Origin of the sequence: Nocardia sp. NPDC050378 (genome assembly GCF_040655675.1) — a bacterium.
Taxonomy (GTDB): Bacteria; Actinomycetota; Actinomycetes; order Mycobacteriales; family Mycobacteriaceae; genus Nocardia; species Nocardia coubleae.
In genome coordinates this window covers 39,303-55,292 of record NZ_JBFAKI010000020.1, presented here as the reverse complement: position 1 = coordinate 55,292, position 15,990 = coordinate 39,303, and the positions used below count along the sequence as shown (strand labels likewise).

The window sequence follows — 15,990 nt, the reverse complement described above, 5'->3', positions numbered from 1 at the left end:
GAGGAAGGAGGCGCGGTGATGAATCCGTTCGAGGGCATGGTGTGTTCGGCGGCGGCTGCCGACCTTCCGCTGCTCGGTACGGCGGTGCACGCCACGGGGTGGCTGTGTATCGAGCATCCCGGGGCGTGGGGGCGTGATGTGCTGGGTGACGAGGTGCTCGGGCCGGAGATCACCGCTGAACTGGCCGCGCGCACGTCGGCGGCGAAGGTGCGCCCCACCTTGATCCGCCGTCCCGGACGCTACGAGTTCACCGGCACGCGCACGGTGCTGCTGGCCAGTGCACGGCCCGAGGGTTCGTGGTGTGTGCGGTTCGAGATCACCGACCTACGTGAGCTTTTCGATATCGATCTGCACCTGGTGGACGGGCCCGCCCCCGAAATCGGTGTGCCGGTGGACGATCCGATCGTTCTGGTCTGCGCTCACGGCAAACGCGACCAGTGCTGCGCCCGCCTCGGTCGCCCGATCGCCGCCGCCTTGGCCGCCGAACAGCCCGGCCGCGTGTGGGAGGCGTCCCACACCGGCGGCCACCGGTTCGCCCCCGCCGTCGTCCTGCTCCCGTCGGGCCTCACCTACGGTCGCGTCGACATTCCCGCCGCCCGCGACCTGCTCGCCGCCGCCGACTCCGGCGAGGTCTCCCTCACCGGCCTGCGCGGCCGCAGCTGCTACCCGCCGATCGCCCAGCTCGCCGAAGTCGCTGTCCGCGAACAGGTCCCGGCCCCCGCCGACGCCCTCACCGTCGCCCTCGACCCCACCCCCACGCACGACCCGACCCTCGCCGGCGCCGCCATCGTCACCCACCGCGACGGCCGCCGCTGGCGCGTGACCACCCGCACCGTCCCCGCCCCACCCCGCCAGGCCAGCTGCAACGCCAAACCTAAACCCGCCGGCTACCTCGAACCGGTGTCCATCGAACAAATCCTCACCCCCTGACCACCCGACGACGCCCTACAAGCGGTCCCGTCAGGCCCTGCGACGCCCGTTCCCACGGCGGCCGCCCGAGCTCTCCGATCTGCCCGTGCGCAAGAACTCACCCGGAGGCTGACCCAAGCCAGGCAGCCGGCTACCGTGCTGGACGACTGATCACCATGCTCTGGTGCAGGTGCCTTCCCGGGAAACGCCGCCACCAGAGCGTGGTGATCTTGAAACGGCTACCAGTGGGTGCCGGGTACCCAGCGGGCGGCTCGGCGGACGGCGGCGCCTGCGGCGGTGCGGGCGGGGGATTTCTTCGGCTCCGGCTGCGGTGCCGGGGGTGCGGGCTCGGGCTCGGGAGTGCTCGCCTCGCCCTTGGCCGCGGGGGAATCCGGGATGGCGCGGTAGTAACGGTGCAGGATGCGGTCGCGGAGTTTGGGGGTGAACAGGGCGCCGTACTCGGCGAGGGTGCCGAGGGGGACATCGATGCGTTTGGGGCGTTCGGTGAGGGCGCGGACGATGGTGGCCGCGGCCCATTCCGGTGATTCGGCGGGGCCCTGTTCGCCGGTCGGTGCGATCATGGGTGTGCGCACGAGCGGCATGTGGATGGTGGTGAAAGTGACCCCGTCGGCGAGGGTTTCGACGGCCGCCACCTCGGTGAACTTGTCCAGCGCCGCCTTGCTGGCGAGGTAGGCGGAGAAGCGCGGCGTCGCCACCTGCACGCCCGCGCTGGAGATGTTGACGATGTGGCCGAAGCCGCGTTCGCGCATCTGCGGCAGCAACGCCATGGTCATCCGCAGCGCGCCGAAGTAGTTGACCGCCATGGTCCGCTCGTAGTCGTGCAGGCGGTCGGTGGAACGGTGGATGGCGCGGCGGATGGACCGGCCCGCGTTGTTGACCAGCATGTCGACGTGATCGTGCTGGTCGAGGATGGTCTTCACGGTCGATTCGACGGATTCGGCGTCGGTCACATCGCACTGGTAGCCGTGCGCCTGCCCGCCCGCCGCGCGGATCTCGGCGACCACCTGGGCCAGCTCGTCGCCGCGGCGCGCCAGCAGCAGGACGACGGCGCCTTTGTCGGCCACGGCGAGGGCGGCGGCACGTCCGATGCCGGAGGACGCGCCGGTGATCACCACGTGCCTTCCGGTGAGATCGCGCCGGTTCTTCGGGGAAACCTGGGACATCACTGCTCCTTTGCAGCTCGTTCCCTCTAACTTACTTCAAAGTAAGTTACGCGACCAGACCTGTGAGAAACTCGAAAATATGTTCGAACGCCTCTGGTGAATATTCGAACGTATGTGCGATACTGGGGGCATGGCGGACGATCGGATGGCGGACATCTATGCCGCGGTGCGGCTCGGCGGATTCGACCCGGCGGCGGCGCGCGCGGCGCTGACCCGGCTCTGGGACGAACTAGGGGAGGGCGGCGACCCGTTGCATCGCTGCGTGGTGGCACATCACCTTGCCGATGTGCAGGAACTACCCGAGGGCGCGTTGCTGTGGGATCAGCGGGCCCTGGCCGCGGTGTTCGGGCCGGGCATCCCGCTGGACGAGGGGCTGCGCGGATTCCTGCCCTCGCTGTATCTGAATCTGGCCGACAGTCACCGCCGGGTAGGCGATTTCGACATGGCGCGCATGCAGCTGACCATCGCCCGCGGCCACCTGGACGTGCTCGCCAACGACGCCTACGGCGCGGTGATCCGGGCGGGTCTCGCCCATGTGGAGGCGGCGCTGGAGTCGCAGTCGATGGAACGGTTGCCTGCGAATTGAGGTGTCCGGCAGGGCAATCGGGGTGAGGGGGTAGGGAGAGGAGCAGGTGCGTGGGTTGGAGCAACGGGCCGCCGACCTGGTCGGAGCTGGAGCGGGTGCTCTCGGGCAAACCGAGTGCCCGCCCGGCCGAGGAAATGCACCCGGGCGATGGGGGCGACAGTCCGGCCTGGTCGCGCAAACGCGGCGAATACCGTGCTCCCGAACTGGAACTCCCGGCGGGCCCGGCGGTGCCCTACGCCGAACTGCACGCCCACTCGGCCTACAGCTTCCTCGACGGCGCGAGCCCACCCGAGGAACTGGTGGAGGAGGCGGTTCGGCTCGGCCTCGAGGCGCTCGCGCTCACCGACCACAACGGGTTCTACGGGACCGTCCGGTTCGCCGAGGCGGCCAGGGAATGGGGAATGCCAACGGTTTTCGGTGCCGAACTGTCACTGGGAACCGATGCGAAGGCGGCGCCGGGCCGAGGGGATGCGGTCCGGCGCCGTACTGTTCCGCGCGGCGGGCTGCGCGAGATCGGCGATGCGCGCGGTCTCGGCTCGGCCGGCCCGCCCTCGGTGGAGGAGGTAGGTCCAGGCGGTACGCCGCGCGGGCACTATGCGGCTCCGGACTCGATGCCCCGCACCGGTTTTCCCGACCCGGCGGGCCCGCACCTGTTGATTCTGGCCCGGGGGCAGGAGGGTTACCGCCGTCTTTCCCGCGAGATGGCGGCGGCGCACATGGCGGCTGGGGAGAAGGGTGTCCTGCGTTACGACCTGGACACGCTCACCGCCGCGGCGGGCGGGCATTGGCACATCCTCACCGGCTGTCGCAAAGGTCACCTGCGTACCGCCCTCGAGCAAGACCTGCTCGCGGGTGACACCGACCTGCCCAAAGCCGAAGCGGCCCTGCGTGATCTGGTCGATCGGTTCGGCGCCGACCGGGTGAGTGTGGAACTGACCCACCACGGCATCGCCACCGACGACGAACGCAACGGCTATCTGGTGGCCCTCGCCGATCGGCTCGGGCTGCCTGTGCTGGCCACCACCGGCGCGCACTTCGCCGCGCCCGCCCAGCGGCGCCGCGCGATGGCGCTGGCCGCGATCCGTTCGCGCAGCAGCCTCGACGACATGGCGGGCTGGCTGCCGAGCACCGGCGGTGCGCATCTGCGTTCGGGTGCGGAGATGGCGCGGTTGTTCGCCCAGTATCCGCATGCGGTGGCGCACGCGGTGGAGCTGGCCCGCGAATGCGGTTTCGACCTGAGCCTGATCGCGCCGAAACTGCCACCGTTCGAGGTGCCCCCGGGCCACGACGAGAACTCCTGGCTCCGTGAGATCACCTACCGCGGTGCCGCCGAACGATATGGATCTCCCGAACGCAACCCCAAGGCGTACAAGCAGATCGAGCACGAACTCGCGGTGATCCGGCAACTGGAGTTCCCCGGCTACTTCCTTGTCGTGCACGACATCGTCGAGTTCTGCAAGCACAACGACATCCTGTGCCAGGGCCGTGGGTCCGCGGCCAATTCCGCGGTCTGCTTCGCCATCGGCATCACCAATGTCGATCCGGTCGCCCATAACCTGTTGTTCGAGCGGTTCCTCTCGCCCGAACGCGACGGCCCACCCGACATCGATGTCGACATCGAATCCGACCGGCGCGAAGAGGCCATCCAGCACGTCTACGCCAAGTACGGCCGTGACTACGCGGCTCAGGTGGCGAACGTGATCACTTATCGCGGCAAGTCGGCCGTGCGCGATGCCGCCCGGGCGCTCGGCTTCTCGCCCGGTCAGCAGGACGCGTGGAGCAAGCAGGTGAGCCGCTGGTCCGGGGTGAGCCAGGAGACCGGCACCGATATCCCCGACGCCGTGCTCGAGCTCGCCGGCGAACTCGACGGTCTGCCACGGCATCTGGGCATCCACTCCGGCGGCATGGTGATCTGTGACCGTCCCATCGCCGATGTGTGCCCGGTGGAATGGGCGCGCATGGCGGGCCGCAGCGTGCTGCAGTGGGACAAGGACGACTGTGCGGCGGTCGGTCTGGTGAAGTTCGACCTGCTCGGCCTCGGCATGCTCTCGGCCCTGCACTACATGATCGACCTGGTGCGTGCGCACAAGGGCGAGCGGGTGGAACTGCACGCCCTCGACCTCACCGAACCGGCCGTCTACGAGATGCTGCAGCGCGCCGATTCGATCGGGGTGTTCCAAGTGGAATCGCGTGCGCAGATGGCGACCCTGCCGCGGTTGAAGCCGCGCGAGTTCTACGACCTGGTGGTGGAGGTCGCGCTCATCCGGCCGGGGCCCATCCAGGGCGGCTCGGTGCACCCCTACATCCGCAGGCGCAACGGCAAGGAGCCCCCGGTCTGCGACCATCCGGCGCTGGAGAACTCGCTGTCGCGCACCCTCGGCATCCCGCTGTTCCAGGAGCAGCTGATGCAGATGGCCATCGATGTCGCCGGTTTCAGCGCCGCCGAAGCCGATCAGCTGCGCCGCGCCATGGGGTCCAAACGTTCACCGGAGAAGATGGAACGGCTCAAGAGTCGCCTCTACCAGGGCATGCGTGACCTGCACGGCATCACCGGCGACCTGGCCGACCGTATCTACGAAAAGCTCTATGCCTTCGCCAATTTCGGTTTCCCCGAAAGTCATTCGCAGAGCTTCGCCGCGCTGGTGTTCTACTCGTCGTGGTTCAAGCTGCACCACCCGGCCGCATTCTGCGCCGGGCTGCTGCGCGCCCAGCCGATGGGGTTCTACTCACCGCAGTCGCTGGTCGCCGATGCCCGCCGCCACGGTGTGCTCGTGCACGGTCCCGACATCAACGCCAGCCGCGCCGAACCCACCTTGGAGAACGCGGGCACCGAGGTGCGCCTCGGCCTCGCCGCCGTCCGCCACATCGGCGACGACCTCGCCGAACGCCTCGTCACCGAACGCGCCGAACACGGCCCCTACACCTCGATGCTCGACCTCACCGCGCGCGTGGGATTGACTGTCGCCCAAGCGGAATCCCTCGCCACCGCAGGCGCCCTCGACGTGCTGGTCGACACTGATCCGTCGTCGGCTGCGAGTGGGGCCTTGGTGGACGGCGGCGGGTCGGTGGGGGGTGGGCGGGGGAGCAGTGTGCGGCGGGCCGCGTTGTGGGCGGCGGGTGCGGCGGCGGGGGAGCGGCCCGATTTGTTGCCGGGGACCGGTGCGGTGACGCAGGCTCCGTCGTTGCCCGGGATGAGCGCGCTCGAGCTGGCCGCCGCCGACGTGTGGGCGACCGGTATCTCGCCCGATACCTACCCCACCGAATTCCTGCGCGCCCACCTGAATTCGCTCGGCGTGGTGCCCGCCGCCGACCTGCTGCTCGTCGAGGACGGTTCGCGGATCCTCGTCGCGGGGGCGGTCACCCACCGGCAGCGTCCGGCCACCGCCGCCGGCGTCACCTTCCTGAACCTCGAGGACGAGACCGGCATGATCAATGTCGTCTGCTCGGTCGGGCTGTGGAGCCGCTACCGGCGCCTGGCCCAGAGCGCGACCGCCCTGCTCATCCGTGGCCGCATCCAGAACGCCGAGGGGGTGGCGAGCCTGCTCGCCGAGCATCTGGAACATCTCGACCTGCGCATCGTCGCCCGGTCCCGCGACTTCCGCTGAGCACTCGCCCCGCCGCACGCCCACAACGCATTACGCTGCGACCATGCGCAAGCTTGCCGTGGTGATGATCGCGTTGCTCGGACTGGTGTTCCTGGCCGGGTGCGGAGACGACGAAGCAGGCGTTCGAAGTCCCGAACCGGGAGCCCTCGACGCGTCCGCTCCCGCGGTAGCACCCGGTTTCCGGGAGGGCGCGCCGTCGAAAGAAAGTCCCGCGCCGTCGGATTCGTCGACCCGCAAAGAGGTGATCACCGGCTCGGTCGACATCACCGCCGACGACCCGATCGCCGCCGCTGGCACCGTCGTCGACCGGGTGACGGCGCTGAACGGGCGCGTCGACAGCCGCACCGAACAGCCCGGCACCGACAAGCGGGTCGCGCGCGCCGTGCTGAGCGTGCGGGTGCCCGCCGACAAGACCGACGCCTTCATCACCGACCTCGGCGACGCGGGCACGGTCACCGAGATCAGCACCAACCGCGACGACGTCACCATGCAGTGGCAGGACCTCGACGCCCGCATCAACGCCCTGCGCGCCTCCGTCGACCGGCTCGAAGCGTTGATCGCGGGCGCGAACAACACCGCCGACCTGATCGCCGCCGAGGAGGCGCTGTCGAGCAGACAGGGCGAACTCGACAGCCTCACCGCCCAGAAGCGCAGCCTCGACGACCAGGTGGCCCTGTCGACCCTCACGATCACCCTCACCGCCGAGAAGAAGCAGGCGCCGGGCGAGCCCGACTCGTTCTGGGACGGCATCGTCTCCGGCTGGAACTCGCTGGTCGACTGGCTCGGCGACGCGGTCGTCTTCGCGGGCAAGGCGGTGCCGTGGCTGGGCCTGTTCGCCCTGCTCGGCGGCGTGCTCTACGCAGTCCTGCGCGTTGTCCGCCGGAAACCGCGATCCCACACCGCGAAGGAGACCTCCGGTGCCCACAGTGCGGGTGACGATCAAGCCGAACAGCCGTAAAGGCCCGCAACGCTTCGAGATCGACTGATCACACCGCGTCCGGGAACCCGTGCTGTCGCCACGCCTCGTACACCGCGACGGCGGCGGTGTTCGACAGGTTCATCGAGCGGCGGCCGGGCAGCATCGGGACGCGCACCTGGTCGGTGATGTGCGGATCGGTGAGGACCTCCGGCGGCAGGCCCGTCGGTTCCGTGCCGAACAGCAGGATGTCGCCGGGCTGGTAGGCGATATCGGTGTAGCGGGTGGTGGCCTGGGTGGTGAACGCGAAGACCCGCTGCGGTCCGATCGCCGCCCAGGCCGTCTCGAGGTCGGGGTGCACGGTGACCGAGGCCAGATCGTGGTAGTCCAGGCCCGCGCGGCGCAGTTTCGATTCCGACAGGTCGAAACCGAGGGGCTCGATCAGATGCAGGGCGCACCCGGTGCCCGCGACCAACCGGATCGCGTTACCGGTGTTCGGCGGGATCACCGGCTGATGGAACATCACATTGAACACCCGCAGCAGGGTAACGGGCCCCTGTGTGCGGACAGCGCGCCGCACTGCGACAATCGGCATCGTGAACGAGGCGCAGACCACCGGCAAGCATCGCGTCGTGCGGCTGAGCGCGTGGCAGCAGTACCTGCGCAGCCACCTGCCGATGACCGTGGTGAGCGTGCTGATCGTGATCGCGGTCGCGTTCGTCGCCTGGGACCGCTGGCGACGCGGCGCCCTCATCTTCGGCAGCGCGGCTCTGGTGGCCGCCGCGTTCCGGCTGTGCCTGCCGACCGTGCAGGTCGGCCTGCTCGCGGTTCGCAGCAAGCCCTTCGACGTCGCCTGGCTCACCGCCCTCGGCAGCGCCATCGTCTTCCTCGCGGCCACCATCAACACCCTCGGCGTCAGCTGAGCGTCGGGTAGCGCTCCGCGAACACCGTCTGCGGACGGGGCCTGCGCCCGGGATGCGGCGGAGTCCCGGCGCCGTATCCGACCGTCACCAGCACGGCGATCGCCAGGTCCGATTCCGGGTCGATGTCGACCGCGCGTTTCACCGCCGCCTCGTCCCACCCGTTCATCGGTGCCGACGCCAAACCGAGTCCGGTCGCGGCGAGCATGACGTAGGTGGCCGCGATCATCGCGTTCTTCACCGCGTTCTCGCGCAGCAACCCCCGCTCGCTCAGCGAGTGGTACTCCGCGCGCCCGTCGAACATCGCCCGGAACTCCTCGTTCCACGCCCCGTTGGCGACGGCCCGCTCCGCGATATCGGTCCGGGCACCGCGCCAAGCGTTCGGGTCGGCGACGAAAACCAGTACCGCGGGCGCTTCCAACGGCTGTGGCTGCCCGAATGCGGCCTCCGACAGGGCTCGCCGGCCCTGTTCGCCGCGTACCAGGACGATGGACCGGTCCTGCATGTTCCATGCGCTCGGCGCCTCCACGACCAGGTCGAGCAACTCGTCGAGGACGGTGGGCGGGATCGGGTCGGGCCGGTAGTGGCGAACCGTGCGACGGGTGCGGATGGCGTCGGTGACCGAAAGTGTCTGCGTGATCATGTTTCTAACTATCGGAGAGTTACATTCGATTGGGAAGTAGGCACCTGAAAGTGCGTTAAGCTCGATCGGGTGGCCACCATTCACGAACTCAGCGGACTACCGGCCGACGTGTACTCGGCGAAATGCCCGACGCGCGAGGTACTCGACACCATCGCGGGGAAATGGACCGTGCTGATCGTCGACGCGCTCGCAGAGGGCACCTTGCGCTACACCGATCTGCGCCGCCGCATCGACGGCATCTCGCAGAAGATGCTCACCCAGACCCTGCGGCAACTGGAGGCGGACGGGTTCGTCGAACGCACCGTGTATCCGACGGTGCCGCCGCGCGTCGAGTACGCCCTCACCGATCTCGGCCGCAGCCTGCGCGAACCGATCACGGCCCTGCGCGAATGGATCGAGACGAACATCAATCGCATCGAGGACGCCAGGCGCCGCCCGGTGTAGTCATGGATGCCGAATTGCCGGCGAACTGACGCTTACCGTCGCCGAGATGCTCGGCAGGCCGACGGTCGGCTCGCCGCAGGAGTACCCGTGCGAACCCTACGTGCGGCCCGCGTTGCTCACCGCGTCCTGAACGCGCTCAGCGGTTTTCGCGGGCCAATCGCATCGTTTCGGTGAGCAGTTTGGACACCGCCGCGGCCTCGGTGAGGAAGCCGTCGTGCCCGTCGCGGGAGTGCACGATCTCCAAACCCGCACAGCCGGGCAGACCTTCGGCCAGCTCGGCCTGAGTGTGCAAGGGGTACAGGCGATCCGAGTCGACGCCGCCGACCACGCACGGAACCTGGGTCGAGGCCAGCGCGGCGGCCACGCCACCGCGGCCGCGGCCCACGTCGTGCCGGTTCATGGCCTCGCTGAGCAGCACATAGGTGGCCGGGTCGAAACGCTGGCCGAGCTTGTCGGCCTGGTGCTCGAGATAGCTCTGCACCGCGTACCGGCCGCCCGCCCACGGGTCCTCGTCACCCTGCGCGTGATTGGCGAAGCGGTGCTCGAGCTCGCCCTCGGTGCGGTAGGTGAGATGGGCGATGCGCCGGGCCAGGCCCATGCCCGTCATCGGCGCGCGCCCGGTGCCGTGATAGTTGCCGTCCTGCCAGTCCGGGTCGGCGGTGATGATGGCCATCTGGGTGGTCTGAGTGCCGATCTGATCGGCGGTGGCACGTGCGCCGACGGCGAGCACCAGCGCCGCCGACACCCGCTGTGGATGCCCGATGATCCACTCGAGCACCCGCATGCCACCCATCGACCCGCCGACGACGGCACCGAGCCGCTCGATGCCGAGCAGGTCGAGCAACTGCGCCTCGGCGGTCACCTGGTCGCGAATGGTCACCCAGGGAAACCGTGCGCCCCAAGGCTTTCCGTCGGGCGCGAGCGAAGACGGGCCCGTGCTGCCCTTACAGCCACCGAGCACATTGGTGGCGATCACACACCACTCGTCGGTGTCGATCGGCGCGCCGGGCCCGACCATGCCCTCCCACCAGCCGGGCGCCCCGTCGGGCCCACCGACGACATGGGAGTCGCCGGTGAGCGCGTGTTCGACGAGCACCACATTGTCGAGCGTGGGGGAGAGCTCACCCCACCGTTGCACCGCCAGCCGCACATCGGGGACGACCGCGCCGTTCTCCAGCGTCACGTCCCCGATGGCGACCACGCCGAGTCGCCCGTCCGGTGGTGGCAGCAGGGCCACCCCGGTGCCGGGACGGGTGATCGGCGATTCGGTGCTCACAGTCACGTCGTCGCCGCCGCGAAACCGGCCCGCAGATCGGCCAGGATGTCGTCGATTCCCTCGATACCCACCGCGAGCCGGACCAGGCCGGGAGTGACGCCGGCGGCCAGCTGCTCCTCCGGTGTCAACTGCGAGTGCGTGGTCGACGCCGGGTGGATCACGAGAGAACGCACATCACCGATGTTAGCCACATGGCTGTGCAGGCTGAGCGCGTCCACGAACTTCTTGCCCGCGTCGACACCACCTGCCAGCTCGAACGACACGATCGCGCCCGCACCCTTGGGTGCCAGCTGCTTGGCCCGCTCGTGCCAGGGCGAGGACTCGAGTCCCGCGTAGTGCACCGCGTCGACACCGGGCTGCGCGGCGACGAACTTCGCCACCTCGACCGCGTTGCTCACGTGCCGTTCCACCCGCAGGCTCAGCGTCTCGATGCCCTGGGCGATCAGGAAGGCGTTGAACGGTGACACCGCCGCGCCGAGGTCGCGCAACAACTGCACGCGCGCCTTGAGCGCGAACGCCGGGGCACCGAGATCGGCGAAGACCGCGCCGTGGTAGCTCGGATCGGGCTCGGTGAAGCCGGGGTACCGGGCGTTGCCCTCGGCGTCACGCACGGTCCAGTCGAAGGTGCCGCCGTCGACGATCACGCCCGCCACCGCCGCGCCGTGGCCACCGAGGTACTTCGTGGCCGAGTGCACCACGATGTCGGCGCCGTGGGCCAGCGGCTGGATCAGGTACGGAGTGGCGACGGTGTTGTCCACGATCAGCGGCAGCCCGTTGTCGTGAGCGACCCCGGCGATACCCGGGATGTCGAAGACCGCGCTGCTCGGGTTGGCGATGGTCTCGCCGTAGAACGCCTTGGTGTTGGGGCGGATCGCGGCCTGCCACTGCGCGAGGTCGTCGGGGTCCTCGACGAACGACACCTCGATGCCGAGCTTGGGCAGCGAGTAGTGGAAGAGGTTGTAGGTGCCGCCGTACAGGTGCGGGCTGGACACGATGTGGTCACCGGCGCCTGCCAGATTCAGGATGGCGTAGGTCTCGGCCGCTTGGCCCGAGGCCACCAGCAGCGCCGCGACACCGCCTTCGAGGGCGGCGACCCGCTGCTCCACCGCGTCCTGGGTGGGGTTCATGATCCGGGTGTAGATGTTGCCCGGTTCGGCGAGCCCGAACAGCGCGGCGGCGTGCTCGGTGTCGCGGAAGGTGTAGGAGGTGGTCTGGTAGATCGGCAGTGCCCGCGCGTTGGTGGTCGCGTCGGGGGCCTGGCCCGCGTGGATCTGCTTGGTCTCGAACGACCAGTTCTCGGGCAGGGCGGCGTCGGTCATGGTCAATGCTCCAGGGGTTGTGCGTCAGGGTTCAGCTGGGGCGGATCGACGGACAACAACACATGGGGGCCTCCTGAAATGCGCGCTTGCTCCCGACCTTCGGGAGCCCGGTCATCACCCGGAGCACCCCACCGCAGCTGGAGGGTTGCCGACCAGCGAGCCGGGGCTTCGCGCTGGTACTCATGACCTTGGACGACATGTTAACCGGACATCGCGCCGGTGGGGAAACTTCCCCCGCGTTTCCTGCCTCACATCACCGTGCCGCCGGTGCGGCGAAGCCGGGTGTGTCGTCGCCCGGTGCGCCGCAGACCTGCCGCAATCCGTGATAGGCGCGCAGGATCGCTTCGCGGGTGACCCGCACCGCCGCCTCCGGTGAGGTGGGCAGTACGTGCTCGGTGTCGGCGACCGCGAGGTGACACAGCGTCTGCCACGTGCCCGCGACCAGCTTCACCAGAAAATCGTCGGGTGTGGTCCCCATCCGCCGGGCCAGTTCCTCGCACACCGCGACGTTCTTCTTCTCCGCGTATTCCAGGGCCCGCGCGTTGACCGCCTGGCTGGCCCGCATGATCCGCTGCGTCTGCAGGAACTGGTGCAGGAACCGCAGACCGTCGGCATCGGCCTCGGACTCGACCACCTGGAGGTAGGCGCCGCACAGGGCTCGCAGTTCGTTGCCGGTATCGGGCTGGCCGCGCAGCGCGACGGCGACGGCGTGGCCGAAGTCGTCGATCGGGGCGAGCACGATGTCCTCTTTGAGCGCGAAGTACCGGTTGACGGTGCGGGGGGATACGTCGGCTCCGGCGGCGATCTGCTCGACGGTGGTCGCGTCGAAGCCCTGGGTATCGCACAGGTCGAGTCCGATCGCGACGATCGCGGCCCTGGTCTGCGCCTTCTTGCGCTCGCGCAGGCTCGGCGGAGCCGGCCGGTCGGAGGCGGTCGGAGTGGTCGAGTCGAGCATTTCGCCAGCTTAGCGTTTCAGCATGGCAAGCTGGCGCGACCTGCCAAGTGGCGCGTTCAGACAAATTTCTCTTGACGCCAATTGTCGCACGGTGCCAGGATTGGCCGACGCATGCCGAGTGATGAGGAGCCCAGGTGACCGGCACCGAACTGAAATCCGAATATGCTGCAGCCCCGGCGAATTCGATGCGATGGTGGGCGCTCGTCGTGCTCTCCGCCGCGCAGCTGATGGTGGTGCTCGACGCCACCGTCATCACCATCGCGCTGCCGTACGCCCAGCGCGACCTCGCCATCACCGACGGTGATAAACAGTGGGCCATCACCGCCTACACGCTCATCTTCGGCGGGTTGCTGCTGCTCGGTGGGCGGATGGCCGACTACCTGGGCCGCCGCCGCATCTTCCTGGTCGGCCTCGTCGGCTTCGCCGTCGCCTCGGCGCTGGCGGGCCTGGCGCAGAACACCGTGCAGTTGTTCCTCGGCCGTGGACTCCAGGGCGCGTTCGCCGCCCTGCTCGCGCCCGCGGCGCTGTCGCTGCTGTCGGTGATCTTCACCGACGTGCGCGAACGGGCGCGCGCGTTCGCGGTGTTCGCCGGGATCACCGCCGGTGGGGTGGCGTTCGGGCTGATCGTCGGCGGCGCGCTCACCGAGTTCGCGTCCTGGCGGTGGACGTTGCTGATCAACACCCCGATCGCCCTGGTCGCGGTGGCCGGTGCGCTCGCCGTGATCGCCCGTGACATCCCCGCACCGCGCACCGGCGGCTACGACCTGCCCGGTGCCGTCACCGTGACTCTCGGTCTGGTCGCGATCGTCTACGGATTCAGCCGGGCCGCCGAGCACGGCTGGCTGGCGCCGAGCACCCTCGGACTGCTCGGTGCCGGTTGCGCGTTGCTCCTGGTCTTCGTCGTCATCGAGGCCCGATCGACGAATCCGCTACTGCCCCTTCGTATTCCCGGGGAGATCAACCGCGGCGGTGCTTTGCTCACCGCGCTGCTGATCCCCATCGCGATGTTCGCCATGTTCCTGTTCCTCAGCTTCTACTACCAGAACACCCTGGGATATTCGCCGCTCGAGGCGGGCATCGCGTTCCTGCCCTTCCCGATCGGCATCGGCATCGCGGCGGGCATCACCAGTTCGCTGCTGCCCAAGTTCGGCCCGCGCCCGGTGATGGTGGTCGGCGCCCTGCTCGGCGTGATCGGGCTGGTCTGGCTGGCGCAGCTGAGCTACGGCGACGGTTACGCGCTGAGCGTGCTGCCCGCCCAGGTCGTGATGGCCTTCGGCATGGGCCCGCTGTTCGTCGGTATGCAGGCCGTCGCGCTGCACCAGGTGCGCGCCGAGGATTCCGGTGTGGCCAGCGCCCTGCTCAACGCCGCCCAGCAGGTCGGCGGCGCGGTGGGTACCGCACTGCTCACCACGCTGTCGGTGCAGGCCGCCGAGCACTACATCGCCGAGCACCCCACCGTCGACCATCTCGTCGAACGTGCCTCGATCTACAGCTACGACGTCGCCTTCTATGTCGGGGCGGGCTTCTTCCTCGCCGCGGCCGTGGTGATCGCCCTGATGATCAAGGACAAGCCGGAAAACCTGATCGAAGGCGACGAGCGCGCGACGGCCGCGCCGATTGTCGTCTGACCAGGGACGGGCAGGTCCGCGAGGCCATCGCCGGGGTTACCGTCCGGTAACCGATCGACGGCGGATGGGGTGCGGGTGCGCGGAGTAGTTTCGAGGTGTGCCGCACAGCGGGACCTCCCGTCGCGGTGAGGTCCCGGGCAGCAGTACGCTCGTCATGTTTGCACCTACACGTCCCGCAGACAACGCGGGGCATATACGTTGTCTGTTGGAACTGCTGGGGTCCGCTCACAAGCGTGTTCGCCCGGCCGTGCAATGAGGGCACCCACCGAGGAGGACACGAAGATCCATGTCCAAGATCAAGGTTGAAGGCACCGTCGTAGAACTCGACGGCGACGAGATGACCCGGATCATCTGGCAGTTCATCAAGGACAAGCTGATCCATCCCTATCTCGACGTGAATCTCGAGTACTACGACCTCGGTATCGAGTACCGCGACAAGACAGACGACCAGGTCACCATCGACGCGGCGAACGCCATCAAGAAGCACGGCGTCGGCGTGAAGTGCGCCACCATCACCCCCGACGAAGCGCGGGTGAAGGAATTCGGTCTCAAGAAGATGTGGCGCTCGCCCAACGGCACCATCCGAAACATCCTGGGTGGCACCATCTTCCGCGCGCCGATCATCATCTCCAACGTGCCGCGCCTGGTGCCCGGCTGGACCAAGCCGATCATCATCGGGCGCCACGCGTTCGGCGACCAGTACCGCGCCACCGACTTCAAGGTCTACGAGGCGGGCACCGTCACGCTGACCTTCACCCCGGAGGACGGCAGCGAGCCGATCGTGCACGAGGTCGTGAAGATGCCCGAGGACGGCGGCGTCGTCATGGGTATGTACAACTTCAAGAAGTCCATCGAGGACTTCGCGCGGGCCTCGTTCAACTACGGCCTGCAGCAGAACTACCCGGTGTACCTCTCCACGAAGAACACCATCCTCAAGGCCTACGACGGCATGTTCAAGGACACCTTCCAGGAAGTCTTCGACGCCGAGTTCAAGGCCGAGTTCGACGCGGCGGGCCTCACCTACGAGCACCGCCTCATCGACGACATGGTCGCCTCCTCCATGAAGTGGGAGGGCGGTTACGTGTGGGCCTGTAAGAACTACGACGGCGACGTGCAGTCCGACACCGTCGCCCAGGGTTTCGGCTCGCTCGGCCTGATGACCTCGGTGCTGCTCACCCCGGACGGCAAGACCTGCGAGGCCGAGGCCGCACACGGCACCGTCACCCGGCACTACCGCCAGCACCAGCAGGGCAAGCCGACCTCGACCAACCCGATCGCGTCGATCTTCGCCTGGACCCGTGGACTCGAGCACCGCGGCAAGCTGGACAACACCCCCGAGGTGATCGGCTTCGCGCAGGCGCTCGAGGACGTCGTCATCAAGACCGTCGAAGGGGGGCAGATGACCAAGGACCTGGCGCTGCTCGTCGGCGGCGATCAGGGCTACCTGAGCACCGAGGAATTCCTCGGCGCGCTGGACGCCAACCTGGCTCGCGCACTGAAGTGACCTCGCGCGGGTTCGCGCCGCGAACCCGCACAGCGGTGAAACGCTCGCATCGAACGCCTGATGCGAGCGTTTCTGTTTCAGCAGGCTTGATGAACGCTTTC

General features: G+C 68.6%; 14 protein-coding genes and 1 riboswitch. Of the genes, 8 read left to right on the top strand and 6 right to left on the bottom strand.

From position 1 onward, the window contains the following. Positions 1-18 precede the first annotated feature (18 nt). Positions 19-930, top strand: coding sequence for a sucrase ferredoxin (locus AB0I35_RS28780; RefSeq protein ID WP_357399474.1), 912 nt, complete (start codon positions 19-21; stop codon positions 928-930). Between the two features lie 218 nt (positions 931-1,148). On the opposite strand, the gene AB0I35_RS28775 is transcribed toward AB0I35_RS28780, so the two are convergent. Beyond that, a complete protein-coding gene (locus tag AB0I35_RS28775) occupies positions 1,149-2,093 on the bottom strand; it encodes an SDR family NAD(P)-dependent oxidoreductase (protein WP_357399473.1) in 945 nt (314 codons plus the stop codon). Between the two features lie 130 nt (positions 2,094-2,223). Here AB0I35_RS28775 and AB0I35_RS28770 point away from each other — a divergent pair, with 130 nt between their 5' ends. Genes AB0I35_RS28770 through AB0I35_RS28760 form a run of 3 tightly spaced genes read left to right on the top strand, consistent with a single transcriptional unit; the run spans position 2,224 to position 7,242 of the window. Beyond that, positions 2,224-2,679: a hypothetical protein gene (locus AB0I35_RS28770; RefSeq protein WP_084457285.1), complete on the top strand. Its 456-nt coding sequence runs from the start codon at positions 2,224-2,226 to the stop codon at positions 2,677-2,679. 50 nt (positions 2,680-2,729) lie between these two features. After that, on the top strand, positions 2,730-6,284 hold the full coding sequence (locus AB0I35_RS28765) for an error-prone DNA polymerase (protein ID WP_357399472.1): 3,555 nt from the start codon (positions 2,730-2,732) through the stop codon (positions 6,282-6,284). Between the two features lie 43 nt (positions 6,285-6,327). Beyond that, on the top strand, positions 6,328-7,242 hold the full coding sequence (locus AB0I35_RS28760) for a DUF4349 domain-containing protein (protein ID WP_357399471.1): 915 nt from the start codon (positions 6,328-6,330) through the stop codon (positions 7,240-7,242). A gap of 28 nt (positions 7,243-7,270) precedes the next feature. On the opposite strand, the gene AB0I35_RS28755 is transcribed toward AB0I35_RS28760, so the two are convergent. After that, a complete protein-coding gene (locus tag AB0I35_RS28755; protein WP_357399470.1) occupies positions 7,271-7,735 on the bottom strand; it encodes a tRNA (cytidine(34)-2'-O)-methyltransferase in 465 nt (154 codons plus the stop codon). A gap of 61 nt (positions 7,736-7,796) precedes the next feature. Between AB0I35_RS28755 and AB0I35_RS28750 the strand changes: the two genes are divergently transcribed. Further along, on the top strand, positions 7,797-8,123 hold the full coding sequence (locus AB0I35_RS28750; protein ID WP_225282012.1) for a DUF3017 domain-containing protein: 327 nt from the start codon (positions 7,797-7,799) through the stop codon (positions 8,121-8,123). Here AB0I35_RS28750 and AB0I35_RS28745 read toward each other — a convergent pair. Beyond that, on the bottom strand, positions 8,116-8,763 hold the full coding sequence (locus tag AB0I35_RS28745) for a nitroreductase family protein (RefSeq protein WP_357399469.1): 648 nt from the start codon (positions 8,761-8,763) through the stop codon (positions 8,116-8,118). The genes AB0I35_RS28750 and AB0I35_RS28745 overlap by 8 nt on opposite strands. A 69-nt stretch (positions 8,764-8,832) precedes the next feature. On the opposite strand from AB0I35_RS28745, the gene AB0I35_RS28740 reads away from it, so the two are divergent. After that, a complete protein-coding gene (locus tag AB0I35_RS28740; RefSeq protein ID WP_357399468.1) occupies positions 8,833-9,207 on the top strand; it encodes a helix-turn-helix domain-containing protein in 375 nt (124 codons plus the stop codon). 136 nt (positions 9,208-9,343) lie between these two features. Here AB0I35_RS28740 and AB0I35_RS28735 read toward each other — a convergent pair whose 3' ends face one another. The 3 genes from AB0I35_RS28735 to AB0I35_RS28725 all read right to left on the bottom strand — a co-directional run bounded on the left by AB0I35_RS28735 (position 9,344) and on the right by AB0I35_RS28725 (position 12,757). Then, on the bottom strand, positions 9,344-10,489 hold the full coding sequence (locus AB0I35_RS28735) for a homoserine O-acetyltransferase (protein WP_357399467.1): 1,146 nt from the start codon (positions 10,487-10,489) through the stop codon (positions 9,344-9,346). After that, a complete protein-coding gene (locus AB0I35_RS28730; RefSeq protein ID WP_357399466.1) occupies positions 10,486-11,802 on the bottom strand; it encodes a bifunctional o-acetylhomoserine/o-acetylserine sulfhydrylase in 1,317 nt (438 codons plus the stop codon). The genes AB0I35_RS28735 and AB0I35_RS28730 overlap by 4 nt, the downstream gene beginning before the upstream one ends. Before the next feature lie 77 nt (positions 11,803-11,879). Continuing rightward, positions 11,880-11,990: riboswitch (SAM riboswitch) on the bottom strand. A 65-nt stretch (positions 11,991-12,055) separates the two neighbouring features. After that, positions 12,056-12,757 (bottom strand): TetR family transcriptional regulator, encoded by a 702-nt coding sequence (locus AB0I35_RS28725; protein WP_357399465.1) that lies wholly within the window; start codon positions 12,755-12,757, stop codon positions 12,056-12,058. A 134-nt stretch (positions 12,758-12,891) separates the two neighbouring features. On the opposite strand from AB0I35_RS28725, the gene AB0I35_RS28720 reads away from it, so the two are divergent. Both AB0I35_RS28720 and AB0I35_RS28715 read left to right on the top strand, forming a co-directional pair. After that, positions 12,892-14,385, top strand: a complete 1,494-nt coding sequence (locus AB0I35_RS28720; RefSeq protein ID WP_357399464.1) for an MFS transporter — start codon at positions 12,892-12,894, stop codon at positions 14,383-14,385. Positions 14,386-14,671: 286 nt separating this feature from the next. Further along, positions 14,672-15,889 carry an NADP-dependent isocitrate dehydrogenase gene (locus AB0I35_RS28715; protein WP_357399463.1) on the top strand — a complete coding sequence of 406 codons (1,218 nt, stop codon included), beginning with the start codon at positions 14,672-14,674 and terminating at the stop codon, positions 15,887-15,889. Positions 15,890-15,990: the final 101 nt, after the last annotated feature.

Coding starts and splice junctions, on each gene's coding strand:
- AB0I35_RS28745 (WP_357399469.1), bottom strand. CDS start 8,763: ATGATCACGCAGACACTTTCGGTCACCGACGCCATCCGCACCCGTCGC.
- AB0I35_RS28780 (WP_357399474.1), top strand. CDS start 19: ATGAATCCGTTCGAGGGCATGGTGTGTTCGGCGGCGGCTGCCGACCTT.
- AB0I35_RS28770 (WP_084457285.1), top strand. CDS start 2,224: ATGGCGGACGATCGGATGGCGGACATCTATGCCGCGGTGCGGCTCGGC.
- AB0I35_RS28715 (WP_357399463.1), top strand. CDS start 14,672: ATGTCCAAGATCAAGGTTGAAGGCACCGTCGTAGAACTCGACGGCGAC.
- AB0I35_RS28760 (WP_357399471.1), top strand. CDS start 6,328: ATGCGCAAGCTTGCCGTGGTGATGATCGCGTTGCTCGGACTGGTGTTC.
- AB0I35_RS28775 (WP_357399473.1), bottom strand. CDS start 2,093: ATGTCCCAGGTTTCCCCGAAGAACCGGCGCGATCTCACCGGAAGGCAC.
- AB0I35_RS28730 (WP_357399466.1), bottom strand. CDS start 11,802: ATGACCGACGCCGCCCTGCCCGAGAACTGGTCGTTCGAGACCAAGCAG.
- AB0I35_RS28725 (WP_357399465.1), bottom strand. CDS start 12,757: ATGCTCGACTCGACCACTCCGACCGCCTCCGACCGGCCGGCTCCGCCG.